Source organism: Mesorhizobium sp. M7D.F.Ca.US.004.01.2.1 (assembly GCF_003997785.1).
GTDB classification, from domain to species: Bacteria; Pseudomonadota; Alphaproteobacteria; order Rhizobiales; family Rhizobiaceae; genus Mesorhizobium; species Mesorhizobium loti.
The window spans coordinates 1-23,479 of sequence record NZ_RZRQ01000059.1 but is presented as its reverse complement, the minus strand read 5'-3'; the positions used below and the strand labels follow the sequence as shown (position 1 = coordinate 23,479).

26 protein-coding genes and 1 pseudogene are annotated in these 23,479 nt (G+C 62.8%); 16 read left to right on the top strand and 11 right to left on the bottom strand.

Features of this window, described 5'->3' with window-relative positions; all coding sequences use genetic code 11:
* From EN993_RS11630 to hisB, 5 genes are all read right to left on the bottom strand, one after another.
* The coding region (locus EN993_RS11630; RefSeq protein ID WP_245468741.1) for a HisA/HisF-related TIM barrel protein at nucleotides 1-384 on the bottom strand (384 nt) is incomplete at its 3' end.
* Between the two features lie 4 nt (nucleotides 385-388).
* Nucleotides 389-679: a DUF1330 domain-containing protein gene (locus tag EN993_RS11625; RefSeq protein WP_127263267.1), complete on the bottom strand. Its 291-nt coding sequence runs from the start codon at nucleotides 677-679 to the stop codon at nucleotides 389-391.
* An 87-nt stretch (nucleotides 680-766) separates the two neighbouring features.
* Entirely contained in the window at nucleotides 767-1,417 is a 651-nt protein-coding gene (gene hisH, locus EN993_RS11620; RefSeq protein WP_109666992.1) for an imidazole glycerol phosphate synthase subunit HisH, read from the bottom strand.
* A 1-nt stretch (nucleotide 1,418) separates the two neighbouring features.
* The gene (locus tag EN993_RS11615) at nucleotides 1,419-1,895 is read right to left on the bottom strand and encodes a DUF2628 domain-containing protein (protein WP_127263266.1); all 477 of its coding nucleotides are present in this window, start codon (nucleotides 1,893-1,895) and stop codon (nucleotides 1,419-1,421) included.
* A gap of 3 nt (nucleotides 1,896-1,898) precedes the next feature.
* Nucleotides 1,899-2,498, bottom strand: coding sequence for an imidazoleglycerol-phosphate dehydratase HisB (gene hisB, locus EN993_RS11610; protein ID WP_109666996.1), 600 nt, complete (start codon nucleotides 2,496-2,498; stop codon nucleotides 1,899-1,901).
* Between the two features lie 243 nt (nucleotides 2,499-2,741).
* On the opposite strand from hisB, the gene hslV reads away from it, so the two are divergent.
* The 6 genes and pseudogenes from hslV to EN993_RS11580 all read left to right on the top strand — a co-directional run bounded on the left by hslV (nucleotide 2,742) and on the right by EN993_RS11580 (nucleotide 8,115).
* The gene (hslV, locus tag EN993_RS11605; protein WP_109666998.1) at nucleotides 2,742-3,293 is read left to right on the top strand and encodes an ATP-dependent protease subunit HslV; all 552 of its coding nucleotides are present in this window, start codon (nucleotides 2,742-2,744) and stop codon (nucleotides 3,291-3,293) included.
* Nucleotides 3,283-3,798, top strand: a complete 516-nt coding sequence (locus tag EN993_RS11600; RefSeq protein ID WP_109667000.1) for a GNAT family N-acetyltransferase — start codon at nucleotides 3,283-3,285, stop codon at nucleotides 3,796-3,798. Before hslV ends, EN993_RS11600 begins: the two co-directional genes overlap by 11 nt.
* Nucleotides 3,795-4,955, top strand: a complete 1,161-nt coding sequence (locus tag EN993_RS11595; protein WP_109667002.1) for a hypothetical protein — start codon at nucleotides 3,795-3,797, stop codon at nucleotides 4,953-4,955. Before EN993_RS11600 ends, EN993_RS11595 begins: the two co-directional genes overlap by 4 nt.
* Before the next feature lie 48 nt (nucleotides 4,956-5,003).
* Nucleotides 5,004-5,603 carry a DUF2585 domain-containing protein gene (locus EN993_RS11590; protein ID WP_127263265.1) on the top strand — a complete coding sequence of 200 codons (600 nt, stop codon included), beginning with the start codon at nucleotides 5,004-5,006 and terminating at the stop codon, nucleotides 5,601-5,603.
* 4 nt (nucleotides 5,604-5,607) lie between these two features.
* Nucleotides 5,608-6,921, top strand: coding sequence for an ATP-dependent protease ATPase subunit HslU (gene hslU / locus EN993_RS11585; protein WP_109667006.1), 1,314 nt, complete (start codon nucleotides 5,608-5,610; stop codon nucleotides 6,919-6,921).
* A 215-nt stretch (nucleotides 6,922-7,136) separates the two neighbouring features.
* Nucleotides 7,137-8,115 (top strand): annotated as a pseudogene (locus EN993_RS11580) (DUF1402 family protein).
* 32 nt (nucleotides 8,116-8,147) lie between these two features.
* Here the strand turns inward: EN993_RS11580 and EN993_RS11575 are convergent.
* From EN993_RS11575 to EN993_RS11565, 3 genes are read right to left on the bottom strand one after another with little or no spacing between them, the layout of a single operon-like run.
* Complete coding sequence (locus EN993_RS11575) at nucleotides 8,148-9,386, bottom strand: FAD-dependent oxidoreductase (protein ID WP_164757619.1); 1,239 nt, start codon at nucleotides 9,384-9,386, stop codon at nucleotides 8,148-8,150.
* Nucleotides 9,383-9,697, bottom strand: coding sequence for a MocE family 2Fe-2S type ferredoxin (locus EN993_RS11570; RefSeq protein ID WP_027161041.1), 315 nt, complete (start codon nucleotides 9,695-9,697; stop codon nucleotides 9,383-9,385). The genes EN993_RS11575 and EN993_RS11570 overlap by 4 nt, the downstream gene beginning before the upstream one ends.
* Before the next feature lie 51 nt (nucleotides 9,698-9,748).
* Entirely contained in the window at nucleotides 9,749-10,840 is a 1,092-nt protein-coding gene (locus EN993_RS11565; protein WP_109667721.1) for a fatty acid desaturase family protein, read from the bottom strand.
* A 168-nt stretch (nucleotides 10,841-11,008) separates the two neighbouring features.
* Here EN993_RS11565 and EN993_RS11560 point away from each other — a divergent pair, with 168 nt between their 5' ends.
* From EN993_RS11560 to EN993_RS11525, 8 genes are all read left to right on the top strand, one after another.
* Nucleotides 11,009-12,040: a LacI family DNA-binding transcriptional regulator gene (locus EN993_RS11560; RefSeq protein ID WP_127263264.1), complete on the top strand. Its 1,032-nt coding sequence runs from the start codon at nucleotides 11,009-11,011 to the stop codon at nucleotides 12,038-12,040.
* A 333-nt stretch (nucleotides 12,041-12,373) separates the two neighbouring features.
* On the top strand, nucleotides 12,374-13,315 hold the full coding sequence (locus tag EN993_RS11555; protein WP_127263263.1) for a sugar ABC transporter substrate-binding protein: 942 nt from the start codon (nucleotides 12,374-12,376) through the stop codon (nucleotides 13,313-13,315).
* Between the two features lie 101 nt (nucleotides 13,316-13,416).
* On the top strand, nucleotides 13,417-14,493 hold the full coding sequence (locus tag EN993_RS11550) for an ABC transporter permease (RefSeq protein ID WP_109667012.1): 1,077 nt from the start codon (nucleotides 13,417-13,419) through the stop codon (nucleotides 14,491-14,493).
* A 2-nt stretch (nucleotides 14,494-14,495) separates the two neighbouring features.
* On the top strand, nucleotides 14,496-15,263 hold the full coding sequence (locus tag EN993_RS11545) for an ATP-binding cassette domain-containing protein (protein WP_109667014.1): 768 nt from the start codon (nucleotides 14,496-14,498) through the stop codon (nucleotides 15,261-15,263).
* A gap of 111 nt (nucleotides 15,264-15,374) precedes the next feature.
* Nucleotides 15,375-16,376, top strand: a complete 1,002-nt coding sequence (gene iolG, locus EN993_RS11540) for an inositol 2-dehydrogenase (RefSeq protein ID WP_127263262.1) — start codon at nucleotides 15,375-15,377, stop codon at nucleotides 16,374-16,376.
* Nucleotides 16,377-16,399: 23 nt separating this feature from the next.
* Nucleotides 16,400-17,194, top strand: coding sequence for an SDR family oxidoreductase (locus tag EN993_RS11535; RefSeq protein WP_127263261.1), 795 nt, complete (start codon nucleotides 16,400-16,402; stop codon nucleotides 17,192-17,194).
* A gap of 89 nt (nucleotides 17,195-17,283) precedes the next feature.
* A complete protein-coding gene (locus EN993_RS11530; protein ID WP_127263260.1) occupies nucleotides 17,284-17,550 on the top strand; it encodes a type II toxin-antitoxin system Phd/YefM family antitoxin in 267 nt (88 codons plus the stop codon).
* A gap of 224 nt (nucleotides 17,551-17,774) precedes the next feature.
* Nucleotides 17,775-18,866 (top strand): 3-deoxy-7-phosphoheptulonate synthase, encoded by a 1,092-nt coding sequence (locus tag EN993_RS11525; RefSeq protein WP_127263259.1) that lies wholly within the window; start codon nucleotides 17,775-17,777, stop codon nucleotides 18,864-18,866.
* A gap of 53 nt (nucleotides 18,867-18,919) precedes the next feature.
* On the opposite strand, the gene EN993_RS11520 is transcribed toward EN993_RS11525, so the two are convergent.
* The gene (locus EN993_RS11520; protein ID WP_127263258.1) at nucleotides 18,920-19,555 is read right to left on the bottom strand and encodes a LysE family translocator; all 636 of its coding nucleotides are present in this window, start codon (nucleotides 19,553-19,555) and stop codon (nucleotides 18,920-18,922) included.
* Nucleotides 19,556-19,684: 129 nt separating this feature from the next.
* On the opposite strand from EN993_RS11520, the gene EN993_RS11515 reads away from it, so the two are divergent.
* A complete protein-coding gene (locus tag EN993_RS11515) occupies nucleotides 19,685-20,386 on the top strand; it encodes a YafY family protein (RefSeq protein WP_127263257.1) in 702 nt (233 codons plus the stop codon).
* 33 nt (nucleotides 20,387-20,419) lie between these two features.
* On the opposite strand, the gene EN993_RS11510 is transcribed toward EN993_RS11515, so the two are convergent.
* Nucleotides 20,420-21,529, bottom strand: a complete 1,110-nt coding sequence (locus EN993_RS11510; protein ID WP_127263256.1) for a Gfo/Idh/MocA family oxidoreductase — start codon at nucleotides 21,527-21,529, stop codon at nucleotides 20,420-20,422.
* Nucleotides 21,530-21,685: 156 nt separating this feature from the next.
* On the opposite strand from EN993_RS11510, the gene EN993_RS11505 reads away from it, so the two are divergent.
* Nucleotides 21,686-22,531 carry a MurR/RpiR family transcriptional regulator gene (locus EN993_RS11505; RefSeq protein WP_164757620.1) on the top strand — a complete coding sequence of 282 codons (846 nt, stop codon included), beginning with the start codon at nucleotides 21,686-21,688 and terminating at the stop codon, nucleotides 22,529-22,531.
* Here EN993_RS11505 and EN993_RS11500 read toward each other — a convergent pair.
* On the bottom strand, nucleotides 22,528-23,479 hold a 952-nt coding region (locus EN993_RS11500), incomplete at its 5' end, for an AraC family transcriptional regulator (protein ID WP_348630418.1). The two genes, EN993_RS11505 and EN993_RS11500, sit on opposite strands and share 4 nt — an antisense overlap.

The following is a 23,479-nucleotide window of genomic DNA, read 5'->3' as shown; positions in this document are numbered from 1 at the left end:
GATGCCGACGGCCACCTTGCCCGGGAAGGCCTTGAAGGCTTGCTTGACCAGATCGGGATCGCGCACCGCCACCGTGCCGAGGATGACGCGGGCCAGCCCGCGATCGAGCCAGTCCTCGATCTGCGCCAGCGTGCGGATGCCGCCGCCGAGCTGCACCGGGTTCTTCGTCGCCTTGAGGATGGCGCCGACCGCTGCACTGTTGACGCTCTGGCCCTGGAAGGCGCCGTTGAGGTCGACGACATGCAGCCATTCGAAGCCCTGTTGCTCGAAGGCTTTGGCCTGGGCTGCCGGGTCGTCATTGTAGATGGTGGCGGTGGCCATGTCGCCGTGCTTGAGGCGCACGCATTGGCCGTCCTTGAGGTCGATGGCGGGGAAAAGGATCATCCGTTCAGGCGCCTTCAACGATGACGAAATGGCCTGATGAGGCGGCAAGCCGGAATTTCGAGGCATGCTGATATTCCGGCGAATGATAGCATTCGACCGCCTTGTCGTAGGATTCGAACTCCACCAGGACGTGACGATTCCCGGTTGGTCCTTCGGGATTCTCATAGCGCCCGGCGCGCACGGGGAATTTCGCACCGTATTTGGCAAAGGCGACGGCATTCGCCTCGATGTACCGCTTGTAAACCTCTGGATCGCGGACATCGACCATCGCCATCCAGTAGCCCTTCTTGCTCATGGTTTATCCCTTTGCTTGAGCATGATCTCGGGACAAACGGGAACCGTTTGTCCGAGAAAACCGGGGGCCACTTTTCGGGATCATGCTCTACGGCCTCCAGCGCAGGAAATTGGTGATCAGGGCAAGGCCGAGCGCCTGGCTCTTTTCCGGATGAAACTGCGTGCCGACGAGATTGTCACGGGCGACGGTGGCCGTCACCGGACCGCCATAGTCGGCGACCGCCAGGACTTCGTCCGCCTTGCGCGCATCGAGATGGTAGGAATGGACGAAATAGGCGTGCAGCCCTGTGGTTCCGGTTGGAATGCCGGCAAACAGCGGATGCTGGCGCTTAAGCTCGATCGTGTTCCAGCCGATCTGCGGGATCTTCAGCGCCGGATCGGCTGGCGTGATCTCCTTGACGTCGCCTGATATCCAGCCGAAGCCGTTGGTAATTGTCTTTTCCAGGCCGCGCTCAGACATCAGCTGCATGCCGACGCAGATGCCGAGGAAGGGCCGGCCCTTGGAGATGGCCACCTCTTCGACCGCTTCCCACATGCCATCGACGGCATGCAAGCCGGCCGCGCAGTCGGCATAGGCGCCGACGCCGGGCAGGACGATACGGTCAGCCGTGCGGACCCGTTCGGCATCCGATGTCAGGTCGATCTCAGCCGATATGCCGGCTTCACGCGCGGCACGCTCGAAAGCCTTGGTGGCCGAGCGCAGATTGCCCGAGCCGTAGTCGATGATCGCAACCCGCATGTCAGCTTCTTCCCGGGATGTGGGTCAGCCCCAGCGCCATGCCCGGCTGCGCAGGGCGCGCAAGGGCAGCATCGGGAACCATGCGCGGCATCGGCGCGACCTCATCGGCAAGCGTTTCCGACTCCAGCGCATAGCGAATATCGGCATCGTCAAGCCTGCCGGCCTGTACCACGCCCCATTCGTGCCAGCCGCGCCGGCGAAGTGCTGCGATGCGCAGCCCCTGGCCTTCCAGGCCGACATAGAGCGAAACCAGCAGCGACAGCAGCGAGCCGGCTAGTCCAAGGCCGAGCTTTTGGCCCAGCATAGAAAGCAGGCCCATGATGACGAAGGCAAGTGCTGCTTCGATCCACAGCCGATGCCAGGCGAACCAGAGTGGCGGCACCAGAAAACCGAGCCAGGCGAAGCCATCGCGGACAAGGGCCGTCGCATCGACCTTCTCGCTGCGGCCGGGCGGTTCCATCACGACATAGCTGGCCATGGCCTACCCCTTCAACGATCCCTTGGTGGAAGGAACCGCGTCCGGCTGGCGCGGATCGCGTTCGAGAGCCGCGCGCAGCGCACGCGCCACCGCCTTGAAGCAGGTCTCGGCGATGTGGTGGTTGTTGGCGCCATAGTGGTTGGTGACATGCAGCGTGATGCCGGCATTCTGCGCCAGCGCCTGGAAGAACTCGCGCACCAGTTCGGTGTCGAACGTGCCGATTTTCGGCGACGAGAAGGAAACATTCCAGACCAGGAACGGACGGCCGGATACGTCGATCGCCGCACGCGTCAGCGTCTCGTCCATGGCAAGGTCGATCGAGGCATAGCGCATGATGCCGCGCCGCTCGCCGAGCGCCTTGGTCAATGCCTGGCCGAGCGCGATGCCGGTGTCCTCGACGGTGTGGTGGTCGTCGATATGCAGGTCGCCCTTCGCCTTGACCGTCATGTCGATCAGGGAGTGGCGCGACAGCTGGTCCAGCATATGGTCGAAGAAGCCGACGCCGGTGGCGATATCCGACTTGCCGGAGCCGTCGACATGGACCGACACGGAGATGTCGGTTTCCTTGGTCTTGCGGCTTGCTTCGGCGGAACGGGGCGGCATCACTCTATCCTTGTCCCAGAGGTTCACATCGTGACCGGCTCAGAGGCTTCAGGCGCTCGCAGGCTTGAAAACGAAAGCCTTCTAGCAGCATGGTCCGGCGATTGCCAGTTGCCTCTGACAGCGGTATCGGCCTTGCCAGAGAGGCGATTTGCAATCATCGGCCCCATGCATACATATGGCCGATCAAAGTTACTCGTACCGCGCCAATCGCCTTTTCGGGATAGCGCTGCTCGGAGCCAGGAAATGTCTAATGAACTGACCATGCACGCCACGACCATCGTGACGGTGCGCAAGGGCAACAAGGTGGTGATCGCCGGCGACGGCCAGGTCAGCCTTGGCCAGACCATCATGAAGGGCAACGCCAAAAAGGTGCGCCGCATCGGCAAGGGCGGCAATGTGATTGCCGGTTTCGCCGGCGCCACCGCCGACGCCTTCACGCTTCTGGAGCGGCTCGAAGCCAAGCTCGAACAATATCCCGACCAGCTGACGCGCGCCTGCGTCGAGCTCGCCAAGGACTGGCGCACCGACCGCTATCTGCGCCGGCTGGAAGCGATGATGCTGGTTGCCGACAAGTCGGTCTCGCTGGCGCTGACCGGCACCGGCGACGTGCTCGAACCCGAATTTGGCGTCATGGCCATCGGTTCGGGCGGCAATTACGCGCTGGCCGCGGCACGCGCGCTGATGGACAGCGACAAGGATGCCGAGGAGATCGCCCGCAAGGCGATGCAGATCGCGTCCGACATCTGCGTCTACACAAACAACAATTTCGTTATCGAAACGCTCGATGCCGGCTGAAGAGGTGGTGACCTATGATTTTCGGCCGGTGACGGAAAAAGACCTGCCGATGATCGCCGGCTGGCTTGCCGAGCCGCATGTTGCCGAGTGGTGGGACGATCCGGAGACGGAAATCGTTGAGATTCGCGACCACATCGATAGCATTTCCGTCGAGCCGCTGATCGTCGAGCTCGACGGCAAGCCGATAGCCTATCTGCAAAGCTACGATCCGCATCTGGAAGACGACCACCCCTATGCCGACCAGCCGTTCGGCACGCTGGGCATCGACCTGTCGATCGGCCGGCCGGAGCTGGTCGGCCTCGGCCATGGCTCGGCAATCGTGCGGCAGTTCGTCGAACAACTGTTCGAGGAAGGCGTGCCGCGCGTCATCATCGACCCGCATCCAGACAACGGACGCGCCATTCGCGCCTATGAAAAGGCCGGCTTTGCCGCCTTTGACACCAGAACAACGGAATACGGGCCAGCCCTGATGATGGCGTGCGAAGCACCGCAGGAGCCCAGTTGATCAGCGCTGAAACGCTCGATAAGGCAGTTGCAGCAGGTCTGATCTCGCAAACCACGCGGGATCAGCTGGAGGTCATGGAACGCGCGGTCGCTCTCGCCCCCGAGGCCAGGCGCGCCGATGACGAGGGTGACGAGGAAAACCTGCGGCTGGTCGGCGGCGGCAACGATCTGTTCGTCACTGTGGGAACCGTTCTGCTCAGCGCCGGCTTCTTCTTTGTCCTCACCACCTTGCTTCCAGGCCAGACATTCTGGATCGCCGGCATCCTCGCGGTTTTCACCTGGGGGCTCGCCGAAATTGTCACACGTCAGCACCGGATGAAATTATCGTCGTCCGTGCTTGCCCTGATTTTCATGGCCGCCATTCTGGTCGCTCTGGCGCTACAAGTGGAGGCCAGCTTCGGCATTCGCAAGCCGGAGACTATCTGGCAGCTATTGGCGTTGCGCCAGACGGCATCCCGGGCCGGATATCTGTTCCTGGGCGGAGGAATAATTGCGGCGGCGATCTATTTCTGGCGCTTTCGCGTCCCGATCATTGCCGGGGCTATCGCCATTGCCTTCACACTGCTTGCCTTCCTGCAAACGGCGATAATCCTGTATGACAGTGTGACAACGGGCGCGATTGCGCCGCCGCGCCTTGAGGATGTGCCCGAATTGCTCCGCGCCGCACTCTACATGCCGCTGATCTGCGGCCTGATCGTGTTCGCAACGGGTGTAGCTTTTGACATTTACGATAGGGATCGACGCAAGATCTGGTCCGATTGCGCTTTCTGGCTGCATGTCGTCTCGGCGCCCATGCTGGTGCATCCACTCTTTATCATGGCAACCGGCCAGAACGTCGTATTCGGACATATCGCGCCGGATGCCAATGCAACCATCATGCTGACGATTCTGATCCTTGGCTTCCTCTATGTCGCGCTTGCCATAGACCGCCGTTCGCTTCTGGTTCCTACATTGGCTTACTTCGGCTCGCTGGGCATCTATTATCTGGTGAATTCCGCCTCCGATTCGACGGGTATCCCGCCTTTTGCCTTGATCCTGGTCGTTGTTGGCGCGCTGATTATTCTGTTCGGGGCTGGCTGGCAGCGTATCCGGCGGATTGTCGTCAAACCCACCTTGCCGGCGACCGTGATCCGCCGGCTACCGCCGCTGAAGGCGTGACGGGCTTTGTGATGGTCGAGACGGCGACGCGGAAGAGAGGCAATAGGTATGAACGCATCCGGCGAGGACAAAGACCTCTCGGCCTACGAAAACAGCTGGCGGATGGGGCTGCTGATCGTGCTTGGGCTGATCATTGCCCAGGCCGTCACGCTCTATTTGATGGGCCGGACACCGATCTGCACCTGCGGCTACGTCAAGCTCTGGCATGGCGTCGTGCAGAGTTCGGAGAATTCCCAGCACATTTCGGACTGGTACACGTTCTCGCACATCATCCACGGCTTCCTGTTCTATGCCCTGGCGCGTTTCCTGTTCCCGCGCTCACCGATCGGCTTGAGGCTGGCCTTCGCCGTTCTCATCGAGGGCGGCTGGGAGCTGCTCGAGAACAGCCCGTTCATCATCGACCGCTATCGCGCCGGCACCATCTCGCTCGATTATTACGGCGACAGCATCATCAATTCGGTGTCCGACACACTGGCCATGGTGCTGGGATTTGTGATGGCGCGAAGGCTACCTATATGGGTGATCGTCAGCCTCGCTATCATCTTCGAACTCGGTACCGGCTATCTCATCCGGGACAATCTGACACTCAACGTGATCATGCTGCTGCATCCGTTCGAGGCCATCAAGCAGTGGCAAAGTGGAATTTAGTGATATGAGCACCTTCTCTCCCCGCGAAATCGTTTCGGAACTTGACCGCTTCATCATCGGCCAGAAGGACGCCAAGCGCGCCGTGGCGATCGCCTTGCGCAACCGCTGGCGCCGCCAGCAGTTGGAAGGCCAGATGCGCGAAGAGGTGATGCCGAAGAACATCCTGATGATCGGGCCGACCGGCGTCGGCAAGACCGAGATCTCGCGCCGCCTGGCGCGTCTGGCCGGTGCGCCTTTCGTCAAGGTCGAGGCGACCAAGTTCACCGAAGTCGGCTATGTCGGCCGTGACGTCGAGCAGATCATCCGCGACCTGGTCGAGATCGCCATCGGCCTGGTGCGCGAGAAGATGCGCGAGGACGTCAAGGCACGCGCCCACGTCAACGCCGAGGAACGCGTGCTGGAAGCGCTGGTCGGCAAGACGGCGAGCCCGGCCACCCGCGATAGCTTCCGCAAGAAGCTGCGCGACGGCGAGCTCGACGACAAGGAGATCGAGGTCGAGGTCGCCGATACCGGCAATGGCGGCATGCCCGGCTTCGAAATCCCCGGCATGCCGGGTGCCAATATCGGCGTGCTCAACATCAACGACATGCTGTCGAAGGCGATGGGCGGCAAGAAGACCAAGACGCGCAAGACGACGGTAAAGGAGTCCTACGACCTGCTGGTCAACGACGAATCCGACAAGCTGCTCGACCAGGACGAAGTGGTGCGCCGGGCGCTCGATGCGACGGAAAACGATGGCATCGTCTTCCTCGACGAGATCGACAAGATCGCGTCGCGCGAAGGCGGCATGGGCGCCGGCGTTTCCCGCGAAGGCGTGCAGCGCGACCTGCTGCCGCTGATCGAAGGCACCACGGTGGCGACCAAATACGGGCCGTTGAAGACCGACCACATACTGTTCATCGCCTCGGGTGCGTTCCACGTTTCCAAGCCGTCAGACCTGTTGCCGGAATTGCAGGGCCGCCTGCCGATCCGGGTCGAGCTGCGGGCGCTGGAGAAGGACGATTTCGTCCGCATCCTGACCGAGACCGAGGCCAGCCTGATCAAGCAGTATATCGCTCTGATGAAGACCGAGGGCGTCGACCTGACCTTCACCGACGACGCCATCGATTCGCTGGCCGGCATCGCCGTCGACCTCAACGCAAGCGTCGAGAACATCGGCGCCCGGCGGCTGCAGACGGTGATGGAACGGGTGCTGGACGAAATCTCCTACGACGCGCCCGACCGCAACGGCACCAGCGTCACCATCGACGCCGCCTATGTGGAAAAGCATGTCGGTGATCTGTCGCGAAACACAGATTTGTCGCGATTCATCCTTTAAACGACGGCGCCGGAACGTTCCGGCGCCGGTCGAGGCAACATTTTCCGGCAAGCAAAATCATGTGTGGCCAGATGGTACCATCTGGCCACCTTTCGTAGTGCCGGGTGAAGGGGTGCTCTCGACTCGACCAAGAGCTTTACCTAGTTTGCGCGGCAATTCTCGATCTCTTGGTTGACGCAATTCCGGACGGAAAACCGTTTCACACTTTTCCTGGAATTGCTTGGGCGGCGGCGCATGAAAAAACTGATCCTGATCATTCTCGGCTTGACGCTGGCGGCGACGCTGTTCGCGACCGAGGCGGCGACATTGGTGCCGCCGGGAAACCGCAACACCGAGCAGCCTGACATTCCCGGCGCCTCCAGCCGGCGCACGCAGGCCACCAACACCACCTTCCAGGCGAAATACCGCAAGGTCTACGCCCTGCTGCAGAATGACGCCGAATTGCGCGGCAAGATCAGGAAGGCCGCTTCCGCCTACGGCATCGATTCGATGCATATTGTCGGCGCCATCGTCGGCGAGCATACCTACAATGTCGACGCCTACGACCGGCTGCAGACCTACTATGTCAAGGCGATCTCCTACCTCTCCAGCAAGCTCTCCTTCGCTTATGACGGCGAGGACATCACCGATTTCGTGCAGCGGCCCGAATTCAAGAAATGCGCCGGGATGTCCGACAGCTACGATCTGTGGGAATGCCGTGAGCAGGTGTGGAACCATTCGTTTCGCGGCAAGTCAGTTGGCGGGACCAGCTTTCCCGACGATCGTTTCGGCGCCACCTTCTTCCAGCCCTATTATGCCGGGCAGACCTTCGGCCTCGGCCAGCTCAATCCTTTGACCGCCTTGCAGATGAGCGATCTGGTGCACAAGGTTTCGGGCCTGCCGAAGCTCGACGTCGGCGATCCCAACTCGGTCTACAAGACCATCATGGATCCCGATCTGACGCTGCCTTACGTCGCCGCGACGATCAGGAAATCGATCGACGCCTACAAGAGCATTGCCGGTTTCGACATTTCGGGCAATCCGGGGCTGACCGCCACGCTCTACAATGTCGGCAATCCGGAGCAGCGCGCCTATGCGCTGAAGGCGGAGAACGACAGGCGCCGGGCCGCAGGCGAGCCGGTAAAGCTGCCCGAGGAGAATTACTACGGCTGGCTGGTCAACGACAAGCTGCCGGAGCTGAAGGCGCTGTTCTAGGGTCTTCGCCCTGTATTCCTAGCTGTCGCCGCTCAGGCCGCCAGCAACGACTTCAGCTTGACCGCCTGCGAACCGAGCGCTTCCGGCGCCGGCTTGGCCCGCTTGCCGATCAGCATTTCGGCCAGCCTGATGTCGCGGGCGACCGCATTGCCGGGGCCGATGCCGCTGGCCGCCACCAGCCTGCCGTCTTCGGCCAGATGGAACAAGATGAAGGCACCATCGCCGAGATCGCGGCGCACGGTGCTGCGACCTTCGTCGGACAGCCCGGCGATCTGCAGGCTCAGGCCGTATTGATCCGACCAGAACCACGGCACCGCCGCATGCGCCTCGCCGGCGCCCAGCATATTCCTGGCTGCCAGCGCGCCCTGTTCCTGGGCGTTGCGCCAGGCTTCCAGCCGCACGCGGCGGCCGCCATAGACGGCGAGCGGAAACGAACAGCAATCGCCGGCGGCAAGGATGTCGGGATCGCTGCTGCGCAGCTCGGCATCGACAGCGACGCCATTGTCGATCGCCAGGCCGGCTTCGGCCGCAAGCCCGGTCACCGGCACGGCGCCGATGCCGATGACGGCCAGATCAGCTGATATCTCCTGTCCGCCGACAAGTGTGATCCGCACCTCGTTGCCATCGTCGGCGATGGACGCGATGCCGTCGCCGCACAGGATGTCGACGCCCTCGGCGACGTGCGCATCATGGATGATCTGGGCGATCTCGGCCGGCACGCCGCGCATCAGGATGCGGGGCTGCGCCTCGATGACGATGACCGCGGCGCCGAGCTTGCGTGCCGCGGCAGCGAGTTCGAGACCGATGAAGCCGCCGCCGATGACGGCGATACGGTTGCCGGCGGTGAGATGCGCGCGAATGGCGAGCGCGTCAGTGAAGGTTCTGAGATAGACGCAGCGCGGACCCAGCCCCGGCATCGGCAGCTTGCGCGGCGTCGAACCGGTTGCCAACAGGAGCTTGTCGTAGGGCAGGGCCGAACCGTCCGACAGGCTCACCGCATGCGCCGCACGGTCGATCGCGACGGCCTGAACGGAATGGATATGCCGGATCGACTTCTCGGCCAGAATTGCGTCGCTGGCGATCGCCTTGATTTCAGGCGCTTCGCTGACCATCGCCTCCTTGGACAGCGGCGGGCGCTCGTAGGGCAGATGCGGCTCATCGCCGACCAGCGTCACCGGCCCGTCATAGCCCAGCTCACGCAGCGCCAATGCTGCCCGCCCACCGCATTCGCCGGCGCCGATGATGACCATTCCCCGCGCCATGTCAGTCATCCGATCTGGATCAGGACTTTGCCAGCATCAACCTTGACCGGATAGGTTTTCAGGTTGACGCAGACCGGCGCGCCGCGGGCGTCACCCGTCTTGTAGTTGAAGCGGCCATTGTGCTTGGGGCATTCGATGATGTCGTCCATCACCAGCCCGTCGGCCAGATGCACCTTTTCGTGCGTGCACAGGCCGTCGGTAGCGAAGAACTCATCGTCGGGGCTGCGATAGATGGCGAAGGTGCGGCCGCCATGGTCGAAGCGCATCACGTCCTCCTCGTCGATGTCGCCGGTGGCACAGGCCTCGACCCAGTCGCTCATTGATTCCTCCACAAAAATCGGGCCTCCCCGGGAAGTCGGATAATCGCACGATCATTCCGCCGCAGCGGCGACGGCGTTGTCGTGGAATTCCCCGCGATAAGGCCTGGCGGTCGGTGGCAGCTCGCGCTTGAGGAAATAGTCCTCGTTGCGCAGCTGGCGCAGGAAGGCCGGGATCATCTCGCGGTAGCCGGCCAGGATCGACGGTGTCGGCGCCGGCAGGTCGTGCTTGATCAGTTCGTGCAGCTTCGGCAGCGCATGATACGGCACCATCGGGAACATGTGATGCTCGACATGGTAGTTCATGTTCCAGTAGATGAAGCGGCTGATCGGATTCATGTAGACGGTGCGGCTGTTCAGCCGGTGGTCGGTGACGTTGTCGGCCAGGCCGCCATGCTGCAGCAGCCCGACCATGACGTGATGCCAGGCGCCATAGAGCCTGGGCAGGCCGACCAGCATCAGGGGCAGGAACGAACCGGAATACAGCGCCAGCGCGATGGTGGCGGCGTAGATCGCCGTCCAGATGCGGGCGATGCGGATCGCCTTGGGCTGCTCCTGTTCGGGAATGAAGGTCTTTTCCGCCGCGCTGATGTTGCCGGCGGCGTTGCGCAGCATGTCTGATATCGCATGCCAGGCGTCGAGCACGCCGACGAAGCCCAGCATGGCGCGAACCAGGTCCGGCGGCCGCATGACGGAGATTTCCGGGTCGCGGCCGACGATGATGGTGTCGGTGTGGTGACGCGTGTGGCTCCAGCGCCAGGTCACCGGATTGCGCATGATCATGAAGCAGGCGATCTGATAGACCGCATCATTCATCCATTGCGTCCGGAAGGCGGTGCCATGACCGCATTCATGCCAGCGTGAATCGGTGGAGGAGCCGTAAAGGACGCCATAGACGAAGAAGAACGGCACGCACCACCAGCTACCCCAGAACCAGGCGCCGCCGGCGCCGCTGACGATCAGGGCGGCAAACCAGATGATGGTATCGCGGATCGCCGGCCCGTCGGAGCGCTGCATCAGCTCCTTCATCTGCTTGCGGGACACATCGGTGTGATACCATTCGGCCGCCGACAGGCCGGTCTCGACGGCGAGCTTCGCGTCGCGGCCGGTCAGGCTGTAGTCCCGCCGGGACGGTGTTGCGGTCATGATTGCCTCCCACGGCAAACGGCGCTCGCCATAGCGAATGCCAGCCACTCATTGGCTTCGAGGCTGAAAATAGCGCTAGCCCATGATAGACTCAACATCACAAAGATAGTTTCTATCATTTCCTATCAGAATGATGTAGAAAGCCTCAGGCAATCCAATGAGGCAAGCATGGCGAAACGGCCGACCATTACTGACCTGGCGCGCATCTCCGGCGTCAGTGTTGCCACAGTGGACCGCGTGCTCAACAGCCGCCTGCCGGTGCGCGAGGAAACGGCGCGCCGCGTTTACGAGGCGGCGACCGAGATCGGCTATCACGCCGCCGGCCTGATCAAGCAGCGGATGCGCCATGAATTGCCCGAGTACCGGCTCGGCTTCCTGCTGCTCAAGGGCAATTATGTCTTCTACAGCGAGTTCGCCCGCGAGCTTGAACTTGCCGTGTCGCGATCGCCACGTTTCCGCGGCGTTGCCACAATCGACTTTGCGGATTCGCTGACCCCCGATGAAATCGTCGAGCGCGCGCGCAGACTGGCGGCCAAATGCAGGGCCGTCGCTTTGGTCGGGCCGGATCACCCGACGTTGACGGTCGCCGTCGAGGAGATGAAGGCCAAAGGGTTGCCGGTGTTTTCCCTGCTGTCCGACTTCGCCGCCGGCATCCGCGAGGGCTATGTCGGCCTCGACAACCGCAAGGTCGGCCGCAGCGCGGCCTGGATGATCTCGAAGGCGGCGAAACGGCCGGGCAAGATTGCCCTTTTTGTCGGCAGCCACCGTTTTCACGGCCACGAACTGCGCGAAATCGGCTTTCGCTCCTTCTTTCGCGAACAGGCGCCGGAATTCACCTTACTCGAGACATTGGTCAATCTGGAAGCCAACGAGATCACGCAGGACACGCTGCTCGATCTCCTTGGCCGCCACCCTGATCTGGTTGGCTGCTATGTCGCCGGCGGCGGCATGGAAGGCGCGGTCGCAGCGCTCAGGCAGGCAAAGCCGGCCGAGATGCCGGCGGTCATCTGCAACGAGATCAACGCGACATCGCGTTCCGCCCTAGCGGATGGCATCCTGACGATGGTGATCTCGACGCCGTTGGCCGCCCTGTGCCGCGAACTGGTCGACCTTATGGCGCACGCCATCGAAACGGGTGCGGCCAACGCGCCCGGCCAGACCTTCCTGCCGTTCGACATCTATCTGCCTGAGAATATCTAGGCTCTCGAGCTTCGAATTCGACCGTAGTGCCATTGACGATGCTGCGAGGGCCTCGGCTGATCGCCGGCGGCAAGCGCGCATCGTCCGAAAATCGCGCATCGGATTTTGGAATCTCCCTTGACGCCTCACGGCAAAATGGAATAAATATTTCACCAACTGTGTATTTTGGTTCTTTCGTTCCGGCGCATCTGGTTCAAACAGAGGGTCTGGCGTTCCAGCAAACGGCAAGGCGCCCCCGGGACAGAAACGACATCAGGGAGAGATTCCCCGGGGAGATCGGGGATTCCGGATAAATCGGTGAAACCGGACACCAGCATGTGGAGGAGAGAGACAATGAAGAAACTGATTTTGGGCGTCGCTTTCGCGGCGCTGATGAGTTCATCCGCCATGGCCGCCAAGGTTGGCGTGTCGATGGCCAAATTCGACGACAACTTCCTGACCGTGCTGCGTAACGGCATGATCGAGCAGGCCAAGGGCATGAGCGGCGTCGAGCTGCAGGTCGAGGACGCGCAGAACGACGTCGCCAAGCAGCTCGACCAGATCAAGAACTTCGCCGCCTCGGGCGTCGACGCCATCATCGTCAACCCGGTCGACACTTCGGCCACGCAGGCGATGTCGGATGCCGCGGCGGCCGCCAAGATCCCGCTGGTCTATGTCAACCGTGAGCCGGTCAATGTCGACACGCTGCCGGCCAACCAGGCCTTCGTCGCTTCGAACGAAGCTGATTCCGGCACGCTCGAGACCAAGGAAGTCTGCCGCCTGTTCACGGAAGCCGGCAAGAAGGAAGCCAATGTCTATGTGATCATGGGCGAGCTTTCCAACCAGGCCGCCGTGCAGCGCACCAAGGATATCGAAGAGGTGATCGCCACGCCGGATTGCAGCTTCATCAAGATCATCGACAAGCAGACGTCGAACTGGAACCGCGACGAGGCCCAGAACCTGATGACCAACTGGCTGTCGACCGGCAAGAAGTTCGATGGCGTGATCGCCAACAATGACGAAAGCGCCATCGGCGCCATCCAGGCGATGAAGGCCGCCAACATCGACATGAAGTCGGTTGTCGTCGGCGGCGTCGACGCCACCCAGGACGCGCTTGCCGCGATGCAGGCGGGCGACCTCGACGCAACCGTGTTCCAGGACGCGGCCGGCCAGGGCGCGGGCGCACTGGATGCGGCGCTCAAGCTGGCCAAGGGCGAGAAGGTCGAACACAAGGTCTACGTCCCCTTCCAACTGGTGACGCCGGCCAACATCGACAAGTTCCTGAAGAAGAACTGAGCAGCGGGCATACGGAGCGGCGCTCACGCAGCGCCGCTCCTCTTTCCCTCAGCGCCGGCAAGGCAGCGAGGGGCGACCGCGGCCGACGGAGGACAGAATACGTGGCACAGACATCTCATGGCGTCGGCGGGGTCGGCTATGACGCGAAGAAGCGCGCATGGCCTGCCGAACTCAACGTCTTCCTGGCGCTTGTCATTCTTGTTGTCGTCTTCGAACTGATCGGCCGCATCTTTCTCGGCGACAGTTTCCTGTTCAACACCCGCAGCGACGTCAGCGCGATCTTCAACGAGGCACGGCTGCAGATCATCATCCTGCAGGTCTCGATCGTCGGCATCATCGCCATCGGCGTGACGCAAGTGATCATCACCGGCGGCATCGACCTGTCCTCGGGCTCGATCGTCGGCGCGACCGCCATGATCGCCATGAGCTTTGCCCAGGTGGCGACGGTCAACGGCAACCCCAACCCCAAGGCGATGTTCCTTGCCCAGGGCTGGACCGACCTGCCCGTCATCGTGCCGGTGCTGGTGGCGATCGGCTGCGGCCTGTTTGCCGGCCTGGTCAACGGCGCCTTGATTGCCTACACGCGCATTCCGCCTTTCATCGCCACGCTCGGCATGATGGTCACCGCGCGCGGCATCGCCAAATGGTGGTCCAAGGGCCAGCCGATCTCGTTTCCCACCGAGGGTTTCGCGGCCATCGGCAAAGGCCTGATGCCCGTCATCATCTTCCTGTCGCTGGCGGTGCTGTTCCAGCTGATCATGACCTACACAAGGTACGGCAAGCATTGTTACGCGATCGGCTCCAACGAGGACGCCGCGCGCATGTCCGGCATCAAGATCGCCAACCACAAGATCCTCGTCTACGTCATCGCCGGCGTGCTTGCAGCACTCGCCGCCGTGGTGCTGAGCTCCAAGAACCTCACCGCTCAGTCCGGCATGGGCGTGATGTACGAACTCGATGCCATTGCGATGGCGGTCATCGGCGGCGTCTCGCTGTCAGGCGGCCGCGGCTCGATCATCGGCACGGTGATCGGCTCGCTGATCTTCGGCGTCATCATCTCCGGCTTCACCTTCCTGCGCCTCGACGCCTACTACCAGGAGATGGTCAAGGGCGTGATCATCGTCGGTGCGGTGGTTCTCGACCAGTGGCGCCAACGCCTGCGGGCAATGAGGGCTTGACCATGTCAGACATCGTCCTGAAGACCGAAAACCTGACCAAGCGCTATGGCGGCGTGCATGCGCTGGAAGGCGCGAACTTCGAACTGCGCAAGGGCGAGCATGTCGCCATCATGGGCGACAACGGCGCCGGCAAGTCGACCTTCGTGCGCCAGATCACCGCCGTCGAGCAACGCACCAGCGGCCAGATCTGGTTCGACGGCAAGGAAGTGAATTTTGCCGGGCCGATCGAGGCCCGCACGGCGGGCATCGAGACCGTGTTCCAGAACCTGGCGCTGGCCGACGATCTCGACGTGCCGTCGAACCTGTTCCTCGGCCGCGAAAAGGTGCTGTTCAATCTCGGCCCGTTCTCGATCCTCGACCGCAAGTACATGCGCAAGGCGACCGAGGCGGCACTGATCCGCACGGCGGTGAAGATCCCCAATCTGTCCAACACCATCCGCCACATGTCGGGCGGCCAGCGCCAGTGCGTGGCGATCGCCCGGACCGCGACCTTCGCCTCCAAGCTGATCATCATGGACGAACCGACCGCCGCCCTCGGCGTGCAGGAGACCGCGCAGGTCGAAAACATCATCCGCACGCTGAAGGACAATGGCGAGCCGCTGATCCTGATCAGCCACAACATGCGCCAGGTGTTCGACCTTTGCGACCGCATCGTCGTGTTCCGGCGCGGCCGCATCGTCGCCAATCTGCGCAAGCAGGACACCGACGGAAACGATATCGTCTCCTACATCACCGGCGCCAAGACCGGCGAGGCCGAACTCGCGGCTTGAGGCCGGGCGCGGAGGCGGTGGTCACCGCCTCCCTGTCGATCTTGTCTTGACCGCAAATCACCCGCGCCCATGACCGGCGCCCCGCTTCGAACCACCCTCAAAGGAATTTCCATGACTCTCCGCTTCGCCCTCCTCGGTGCCGGCCGCATCGGCAAGGTCCACGCCCGCGCCGTCGGCTCCAACCCACAGGCCAAACTGGTTGCCGTCGCCGATGCGTTCGAGAAGGCAGCGACCGAGCTGGCGACGGCCTATGGCGCCGAAGTGCGCACAATCGACGCCATTGAGACATCCAAGGACATCGACGCCGTCGTCATCTGCACGCCGACCGACACCCATGCCGACCTGATCGAGCGTTTCGCCAAGGCGGGCAAGGCTATATTCTGCGAGAAGCCGATCGACCTCAACGTCAAGCGCGTCGAGAAGTGCCTGGCCGTGGTCGAGAAGACCAAGGCGACGCTGATGGTCGGCTTCAACCGCCGCTTCGATCCGCACTTCGCCGCCGTGCGCAAGGCGATCGACGACGGCGCCATCGGCACCGTCGAGATGGTCACCATCACCTCGCGCGATCCCGGCGCGCCGCCGATCGACTACATCAAGCGTTCGGGCGGCATTTTTCGCGACATGACCATCCATGATTTCGACATGGCACGCTTCCTGCTCGGCGAGGAGCCGGTGGCGGTCAGCGCGCATGCCTCGGTGCTGGTCGACAAGAAGATCGGTGCGGCCGGCGATTTCGACAGCGTCAGCGTCATCCTCGAAACCGCTTCCGGCAAGCAGGCCGTCATCTCCAACTCGCGCCGCGCCACCTATGGCTATGATCAGCGCATCGAGGTGCATGGCTCGAAAGGCATGGTCGCGGCCGAGAACCAGCGCCCAGTGTCGATCGAGCTGGCCAACGAGAAGGGCTATACGCGTCCACCGTTGCACGACTTCTTCATGACCCGCTACCTCGACGCCTATGCCAATGAGATCGCTGCCTTCATCGCAGCGGCAACGTCAGGCAAGAAGGCGGTACCAAGTGGCGCGGACGGGCTGGTGGCCCTGAAGCTGGCGGATGCGGCGCTGAAGTCGGCGACCACAGGCAAGACCGTTCGCTTGGACACGGCAAAATAAGACACCCAGACAGGAGCAGAGCGATGAGCGCATCAGCCGATCGCAATTCAAAAACGCGCGCCATCGTCACCGGCGGCGCGCAAGGCATCGGCTTTGCTGTTGCCGAGGCGCTAGCCGACGAAGGCTGCCGGGCGCTGGCGCTCATCGGCCGCTCGCAGGAAAAGGGCGACAAGGCTGTCGCCCATCTCAAGAAATCGGGCGTCGACGTGATCTTCATCAGCGCCGACGTCTCTGATGTCGCCGACTGCAAGCGTGCGGTCGCCACCGCGATCTCGCATTTCGGCACCATCAACGCCCTAGTCAATGCCGCCGCGACGTCGGCGCGCGGTTCGCTGGTCGAAACCAGCGAAGAGCTGTTCGACATGATTTTCGACACCAATGTGCGGGGCCCGTTCTTCCTGATGCAGGGCGTGGTGGCGCATCTGCTGGAGAAGAAGGCGCCCGGCTCCATCGTCAACGTGCTGTCGATGTCGGCGCATACCGGCCAGTCGTTCCTGACGCCCTATTCGACCAGCAAGGGAGCGCTGATGACGCTGACCAAGAACGTCGCCAACGCCTATCGCTATAACCGCATCCGCTGCAACGCGGTGCTGCCCGGCTGGATGGACACCGAGGGTGAGGATATCGTGCAGAGGAAATGGCACGATGCACCCGACGACTGGCTGGCAAAGGCCGAGGCTGCGCAGCCGATGGGGCAATTGGTGAAGCCGGACCAGCTTGCCCGGCTGATCAGCTATATGGTCAGCCCGCAGTCGGGCGTCATGACCGGATCGCTGGTCGACTACGACCAGAGCATTGCGGGGTCGTCGCCCGAGTAGGCCTCACGTCCAGAAGCAAATCAGCCCCCTGTTGCCGCCGCATCGCCATTCCATATAGTCAGATGGTCAGAATGGTCACGGAGGTCGCAATGCTGTCTGCGCCCAAAGAAAATACCAACTGGACGGTCGCCGGGGCAAAAGCACGGCTCTCGGAGGTTATCGAGCGCGCGCAGTCTTCGCCGCAGACGATCACCAGAAACGGCAAACCAAGCGTGGTTGTCGTCTCGGCCGAGGAATGGCAGCGCAAGACCGCGCGCAAGGGTACGCTTGCGGAGTTCCTGCTGGAGTCGCCGCTGCGCGGCGCCGATCTCACCCTTGGGCGTCAGCGTGACGAACCGTGTGATCTGCCGTTGTGAGGTTGTTGCTCGGTTGCCATCAGAGCACGTGACAAACGCCTCCGCTTCGACTATATGAGCCTCATGATCAACCTGACCGCCAAATATTGGTACTTTAGGAGCTCGCTGGCGGCGGGAGGATTGCGCTCGATCTGAAGATTGCAGCAACAAGATCCGAACAGCCGCCATACCTGGCGGCTTTTTTGTTTTCAGCCGGCAGGTTTCCCAAACAGGAGCAGAAAGCCGTGTTGACCACCACAGACGACCTCCGGGTCAAGGAAATCCGAGAATTGAGTACGCCGGACCAGGTGATGCGGGAGATACCGCGCACGCTGACGGCGACGCGCACCGTGACCGCGTCGCGCAACGCGATCCACGCCATTTTGAACGGTACCGACGATCGACTGCTGGTCATCGTCGGCCCCTGTTCGATCCACGATCCGGTCGCCGCCGTGGACTATGCCAGCCGTCTGGCGGCGCTGCGCGAGAGCCTGTCGGACCGACTCGAGATCGTGATGCGGGTCTATTTCGAGAAGCCGCGCACGACGGTCGGCTGGAAAGGCCTGATCAACGATCCCGACCTCGACGGCAGCTTCAACATCGACAAGGGACTGAGGATGGCGCGCAATGTGCTGTCCGCCGTCAACAATCTCGGCCTGCCGGCAGCGACCGAATTCCTCGACATGACGACGCCGCAATACATTGCCGACCTCGTCGCCTGGGGTGCGATCGGCGCGCGCACGACCGAGAGCCAGATCCACCGCGAGCTTGCTTCCGGCCTGTCCTGCCCGGTCGGCTTCAAGAACGGCACCGACGGCAATCTGCGGATCGCCGCCGAGGCCGTGAAATCCGCCGCCCAGCCGCATCATTTCATGGCGGTGACCAAGGGCGGACGCAGCGGCATCGCGACGACCACCGGCAATGAGGACTGCCACGTCATCCTGCGCGGCGGTGTCGCGCCCAACTATGACGCGGCGAGCGTCGAGGCTGCCAGCACGGAACTTGCCCGCATCGGCGTCGCGCCCCGTTTGATGATCGATGTCAGCCACGCCAACAGCTCGAAGAAGCCCGAGAACCAGCCCAAGGTGGCGGCCGATGTCGCTGGCCAGGTCGCGGCGGGCGACGAGCGGATCATCGGCGTCATGATCGAGAGCAACCTCGTCGCCGGCCGGCAGGACGTCGTAGCAGGCAAGCCGCTCGTCTATGGCCAGAGCATCACCGATGGCTGCATCGACTGGGCGACCACCGAGACGGTGCTGCACGGCCTTGCCGGCGCCGTCGAGTGGCGCCGATCTGTGCGCCGCGCAATGATCGAGAGTCGGCAGGGAGCCGCCTGATACGGATACGGATGGCGGCATGGGAAGGGCGGCGGTTCCGGTTTCAGCCGGCACTACGCCGCCCTCAGCCCCTCCCATGCGGTCAGCACGGAAATCGCAACCAGAAGGAATCCGGCCGCCCTGCCGGCAAAGGCGGTCGCCTGGGGATTGGCGACCAGCAGATTGCGGCTGCGACCGGCAGTGATTGCTAGCCCGCCATAGACGGCAAACTGCATGACGATCGTCATCAATCCCATGATGGAAGCCTGCATCCAGATCGGACCGTAGTCCGGCTTCAGAAATTGCGGGTAGACCGCGAAGACGAAGAGATAGGCTTTTGGATTGATCAGGCAGATCACCACCCCCTGGCGAAACGCCTTCCATGCGGAGCGACTGCCGGCAGGTCCATCATGGCCGACCTTGATCGAACTGCGCATCAGCGTCAGCCCGATAAAGGCCATGTAGGCGGCGCCGGCGATCAGCAGCGGATTGTAGAGGATCGGCACGAAATGCATCAGCAGACCGACGCCGAGCGCGCCGTTCAGTGTGTGCACCATGCCGCCCAGCATGATGCCGCCGGTCGCGGCAAGTCCCCTGTTGCCGCCACCGGTCAGCGCATTGGCAAGCACGAAAAGCATATCCATGCCGGGCACGATGATGATGCCGAAGAGGAGGAGACAGAAAAGCCAGAGATTTTCCGCGTAGCCCATGTCAGTTGCCTGTCGCTTCGCCCGGCCAGACCGCAGCGGAATGTGTTGATTCTCAACTCGATAGGCGCTCCTATAGGTCAGCCCAACTGACGATGGTGTGTCAGTTGCGATCGGAACCCCGAGTGAAAAATGCGCAAGGCGTCACGCCTGTTCGAGATCATACAGATCGTACGGCTGGCGCGGCAGCCGGTGACGGCGGCGACGATTGCCGAGCGACTGGAAGTGACGGTGCGCTCGATCTATCGCGACATCGCAGCACTGCAGGCGATGCGCGTGCCGATCGAAGGCGGGCGTGGCATCGGCTACATCCTGCGCCCCGGCTTCGACCTGCCGCCGCTGATGTTTTCGATCGAGGAGATGGAGGCGATCATCCTGTCGCTGGCACTGCTGGAGCGCACGGGGGACAGCGAACTCAAGCAGGCGGCCAAGCGCGTCAGTGCAAAGATCGCCGGCGCGGTGCCGCCGCCCTTGCGACAGGCATTCGACGCCAATGCGCTGCATGCGTGGGGGTTCGCCGCGCCTTCGACCGGTGCGATCGACCTGGCGCTGGTGCGCCGCGCCATTCGTGACGAGGAGAAGCTCGACCTCTCCTATCGCGACGAAATGGGCCGCGCCTCCGAGCGGCTCGTTCGGCCTATCGCCCTGATCTATTACGCCGAAACCGCCAACATCGTCGGCTGGTGCGAGTTGCGCCAGGCGATCCGCAATTTCCGCAGCGACCGGATCGAGGATTGCCAGGCGACGGGACTACGGTTCAAGGGCGAAGGTGATCGGTTGCGGCAGGTCTGGGTCAACGGCTGGGAGACAAACACCTCGACCGCCGCCGTCTGAAGCACCTTCGCGAAGCGAAAACCGGGTGCGAGACTACCTCACATCGACCCAGCGCTTTTCCTCGAAGGAGCGCGCCATCGCGTGCACGGTGCGCTCGATCTCCAGCCCTTCGGCGAATTCGATGAGCCGCGCCGGTTTGCCGGCAAGCCGCGTCAGCAGTTCGTGGCATTCGATGATCTTGAGATCGTTGAAGCCGAGCCCATGGCCGGGCGCCGGCAGGAAGGCGTCGTAGGGCTTGTGGTGCGGCGCCACCAGGATGGTGCGATAGCCCTGTTCGGTCGGGCGATCGGCGGTGACATAGAGCTGGATTTCGTTCATCCGCTCCTGATCGAACAGGATCGACCCCTTCGAGCCGAAAATCTGGATGGCAATGCGGCCCTTGCGGCCCCAGGCGGAACGATTGACCAGCAGCGTGCCGGCAATGCCGTTTTCCAGGTGCATCAGCACGCTGGCGATGTCGTAGGTTTCGACCGCGCGGCGCCCGCCGCTAGCCACCTTGCGGTCGGCATAGGGCTTGGCCATGTCGCAGATGACGCTGGCGACGCGACCGAACAGGGCGGAAACCAGCGACAGCGGATGCACGGCGAAATCGTCGAGCGCGCCATAGCCGGAAGCGGCTTCGTGCTTCCAGAAGAACAGCGCCTCCGGGTCGGCCATGAAGTCCTCATCCATCTCGATGCGCAGATGGTTGACCTCGCCGATGATCTTCTCGTCGAGCAGCGCACCGATGTGGCGGATGGCCGGGCTCTGGATGTAATTGTAGCCCAGCGCCGCGATCTTACCGGACTTTTTGGCCGCCGCTGCCATCGCCTCGGCTTCGGCAAAGCTCGGCGCCATCGGCTTTTCGCACCACAGATGCTTGCCGGCCTGAAGAACCGCGATGGCCATTTCCGGATGGAACTGGTTGGGCGTGGTCAGCGAGACGATGTCGACCTCCGGGTCGTTGACGACGGCGCGCCAGTCGCCGGACGCCTTGGCGAAACCGAACTCGCCTGCCTTGCGTTGAGCAAGCTCCTCATTGACCTCGCCGAGATGCACAAGCTTTGGCTTGGCGACATCCGGAAAGACGGCGCCGACGGCACTCCATGCGATGGCGTGACACTTGCCCATGAAACCCGTGCCGATGAGACCGACGCCGACCATTTTCCGTTTCTCCACTGCCTGATGTATCAGATGGATGAATTAGTCCATTTTGCCTTGGAATGGAATGTCTGCCTCATTTTTTATGGCGTTCTTGCGCAGGCTCGCTATGATGGGGCAGAGAGGACGCTTTCACCGATGAGCTTGGACGGGCCGACGATGGACGAACGGGTACCTCGTGACTTCGAGACATTGCGCGCCACGATCCTTGACCGGCGCGAAAGCCTGCCGAAGCGCATCGCCCAGATCGCCGCCTATGCGCTCGACAATCCCGACGATATCGCCTTCGGCACCGCCGCCAGCATCGCCGCTTCGGCCGGCGTGCAGCCTTCGACCTTGATCCGCTTTGCCCAGCAGCTTGGCTTCGACGGCTTCACCAGCCTGCAGCAGGTGTTTCGCGAGCGGCTGCGCGAGCGCAACTCGTCCTATGACGAACGGCTGCAGGCGCTGCGCACCAAGGCCGAGGGCGGCGCCGGTCATCGTGCCATCTTCGACGGCTTCGTCGCCGCCGCCAGCACCTCGCTCAACGATATCTCGCGCACGCTGGACGATGCGCATCTGGAAGACGCGATTTCGCTGCTGGCAAAGGCCGAGACCATTTATGTGCTGGCCAAGCGCCGCTCCTATCCGGTGGCGTCATACATCGCCTATGCGCTGGGCAAGCTGAAGATCCGCAACCAGCTGATCGAATCGGCCGCCGGCCTGAACGCCGAGATGATCGGCTTCGCCACACCGGCGGATGCCGTCATCGCCATCTCCTTCGCGCCCTACGCCCCGGCCACCATCGAGGAAGCGCGTAGCATCTCGGAACAGGGCGTGCCGATCGTCGCCATCACCGACAGCTCGTTTTCGCCGCTCGCCCAGTTCGCCAAGGTCTGGTTTGAGGTGGCCGAGGCGGATTTCGCCGGCTTCCGGTCGCTGTCGGCGACGATGGCGCTGGCCATGGCACTGACCGTCGGCGTCGGCGAGAAGCGACGCGACACGGGTCGCAAACGCAAGGTCTAGATGATCTCTACGGCCACCTCGCCTGCCGCCGAAAGCCGCGCTGCGTCGCGCGCCGGCGGTGAGCCGAACTGGCGGGCATACTCCCGGCTGAACTGGGAAGCGCTCTCATAGCCGACGGCGAAGGCGACGCTTGCAACATTGCCTGGCTGGGCAAGCAGCAAATGGCGGGCCTCCAGCAGCCGGATCTGTTTCTGATACTGGATCGGGCTCATCGCCGTCGCCGCCTTGAAGTGGCGGTAAAATGCAGCGTTGCTCATATGGGCGATTTCGGCCAGATCGCTGACCCGGACCGGCTGATGGCAATGTGTGCGGATCCAGGCGATGGCCTGGCCAATCCGGGACAGATGGCCGTCGGCACGCGCAAGCTGGCGAAGCTTTCCGCCCTGGGGGCCTTGCAGCAGCCGAAACAGCATCTCGCGTTCGAGCATGGCCGCCAGCACGGGAATCTCCCCTGGCCGGTCGAGCAGCCGCATGATGCGACGCAATGCGTCGAGCAGCTCTTCGTTGACGGGCGAGGTGGAGAAACTGTCGCCGCCGAGCGCGGGCTCGTGCTCGACGAGGAGGGCGGCGACGGCCTGCAGGTCGAGAGTGAAGCCGATCGCCAGGTAAGGATGTTTGGCGCTCGCCGCGACCAACTGGCTGATGGTGGGTGTGTCGACAGTGTAGATGAAATAGCTGGCGGGATCGTATCGAAGGGTCCGGTCTCCGATCAGAACCTTTTTCGCGCCCTGCAGCACAAACAGCACCCCCGACCCCCATACCCCCGCCATTGGTGCCGTGGCGACTTCGCTGCGGCCTATCGAAACGCGGGGGATCGCCGTTGCCGTTCGTCGCCCGCGCGCATGGCGGCCGGCGATATCAATCAACTCCTGCAGTGCCTCGCTCATGATGTCAGTTTTGCGCATCCAACTGGGCCGCGCAAGCCATATGAGAGGATTAGGCAAGAGC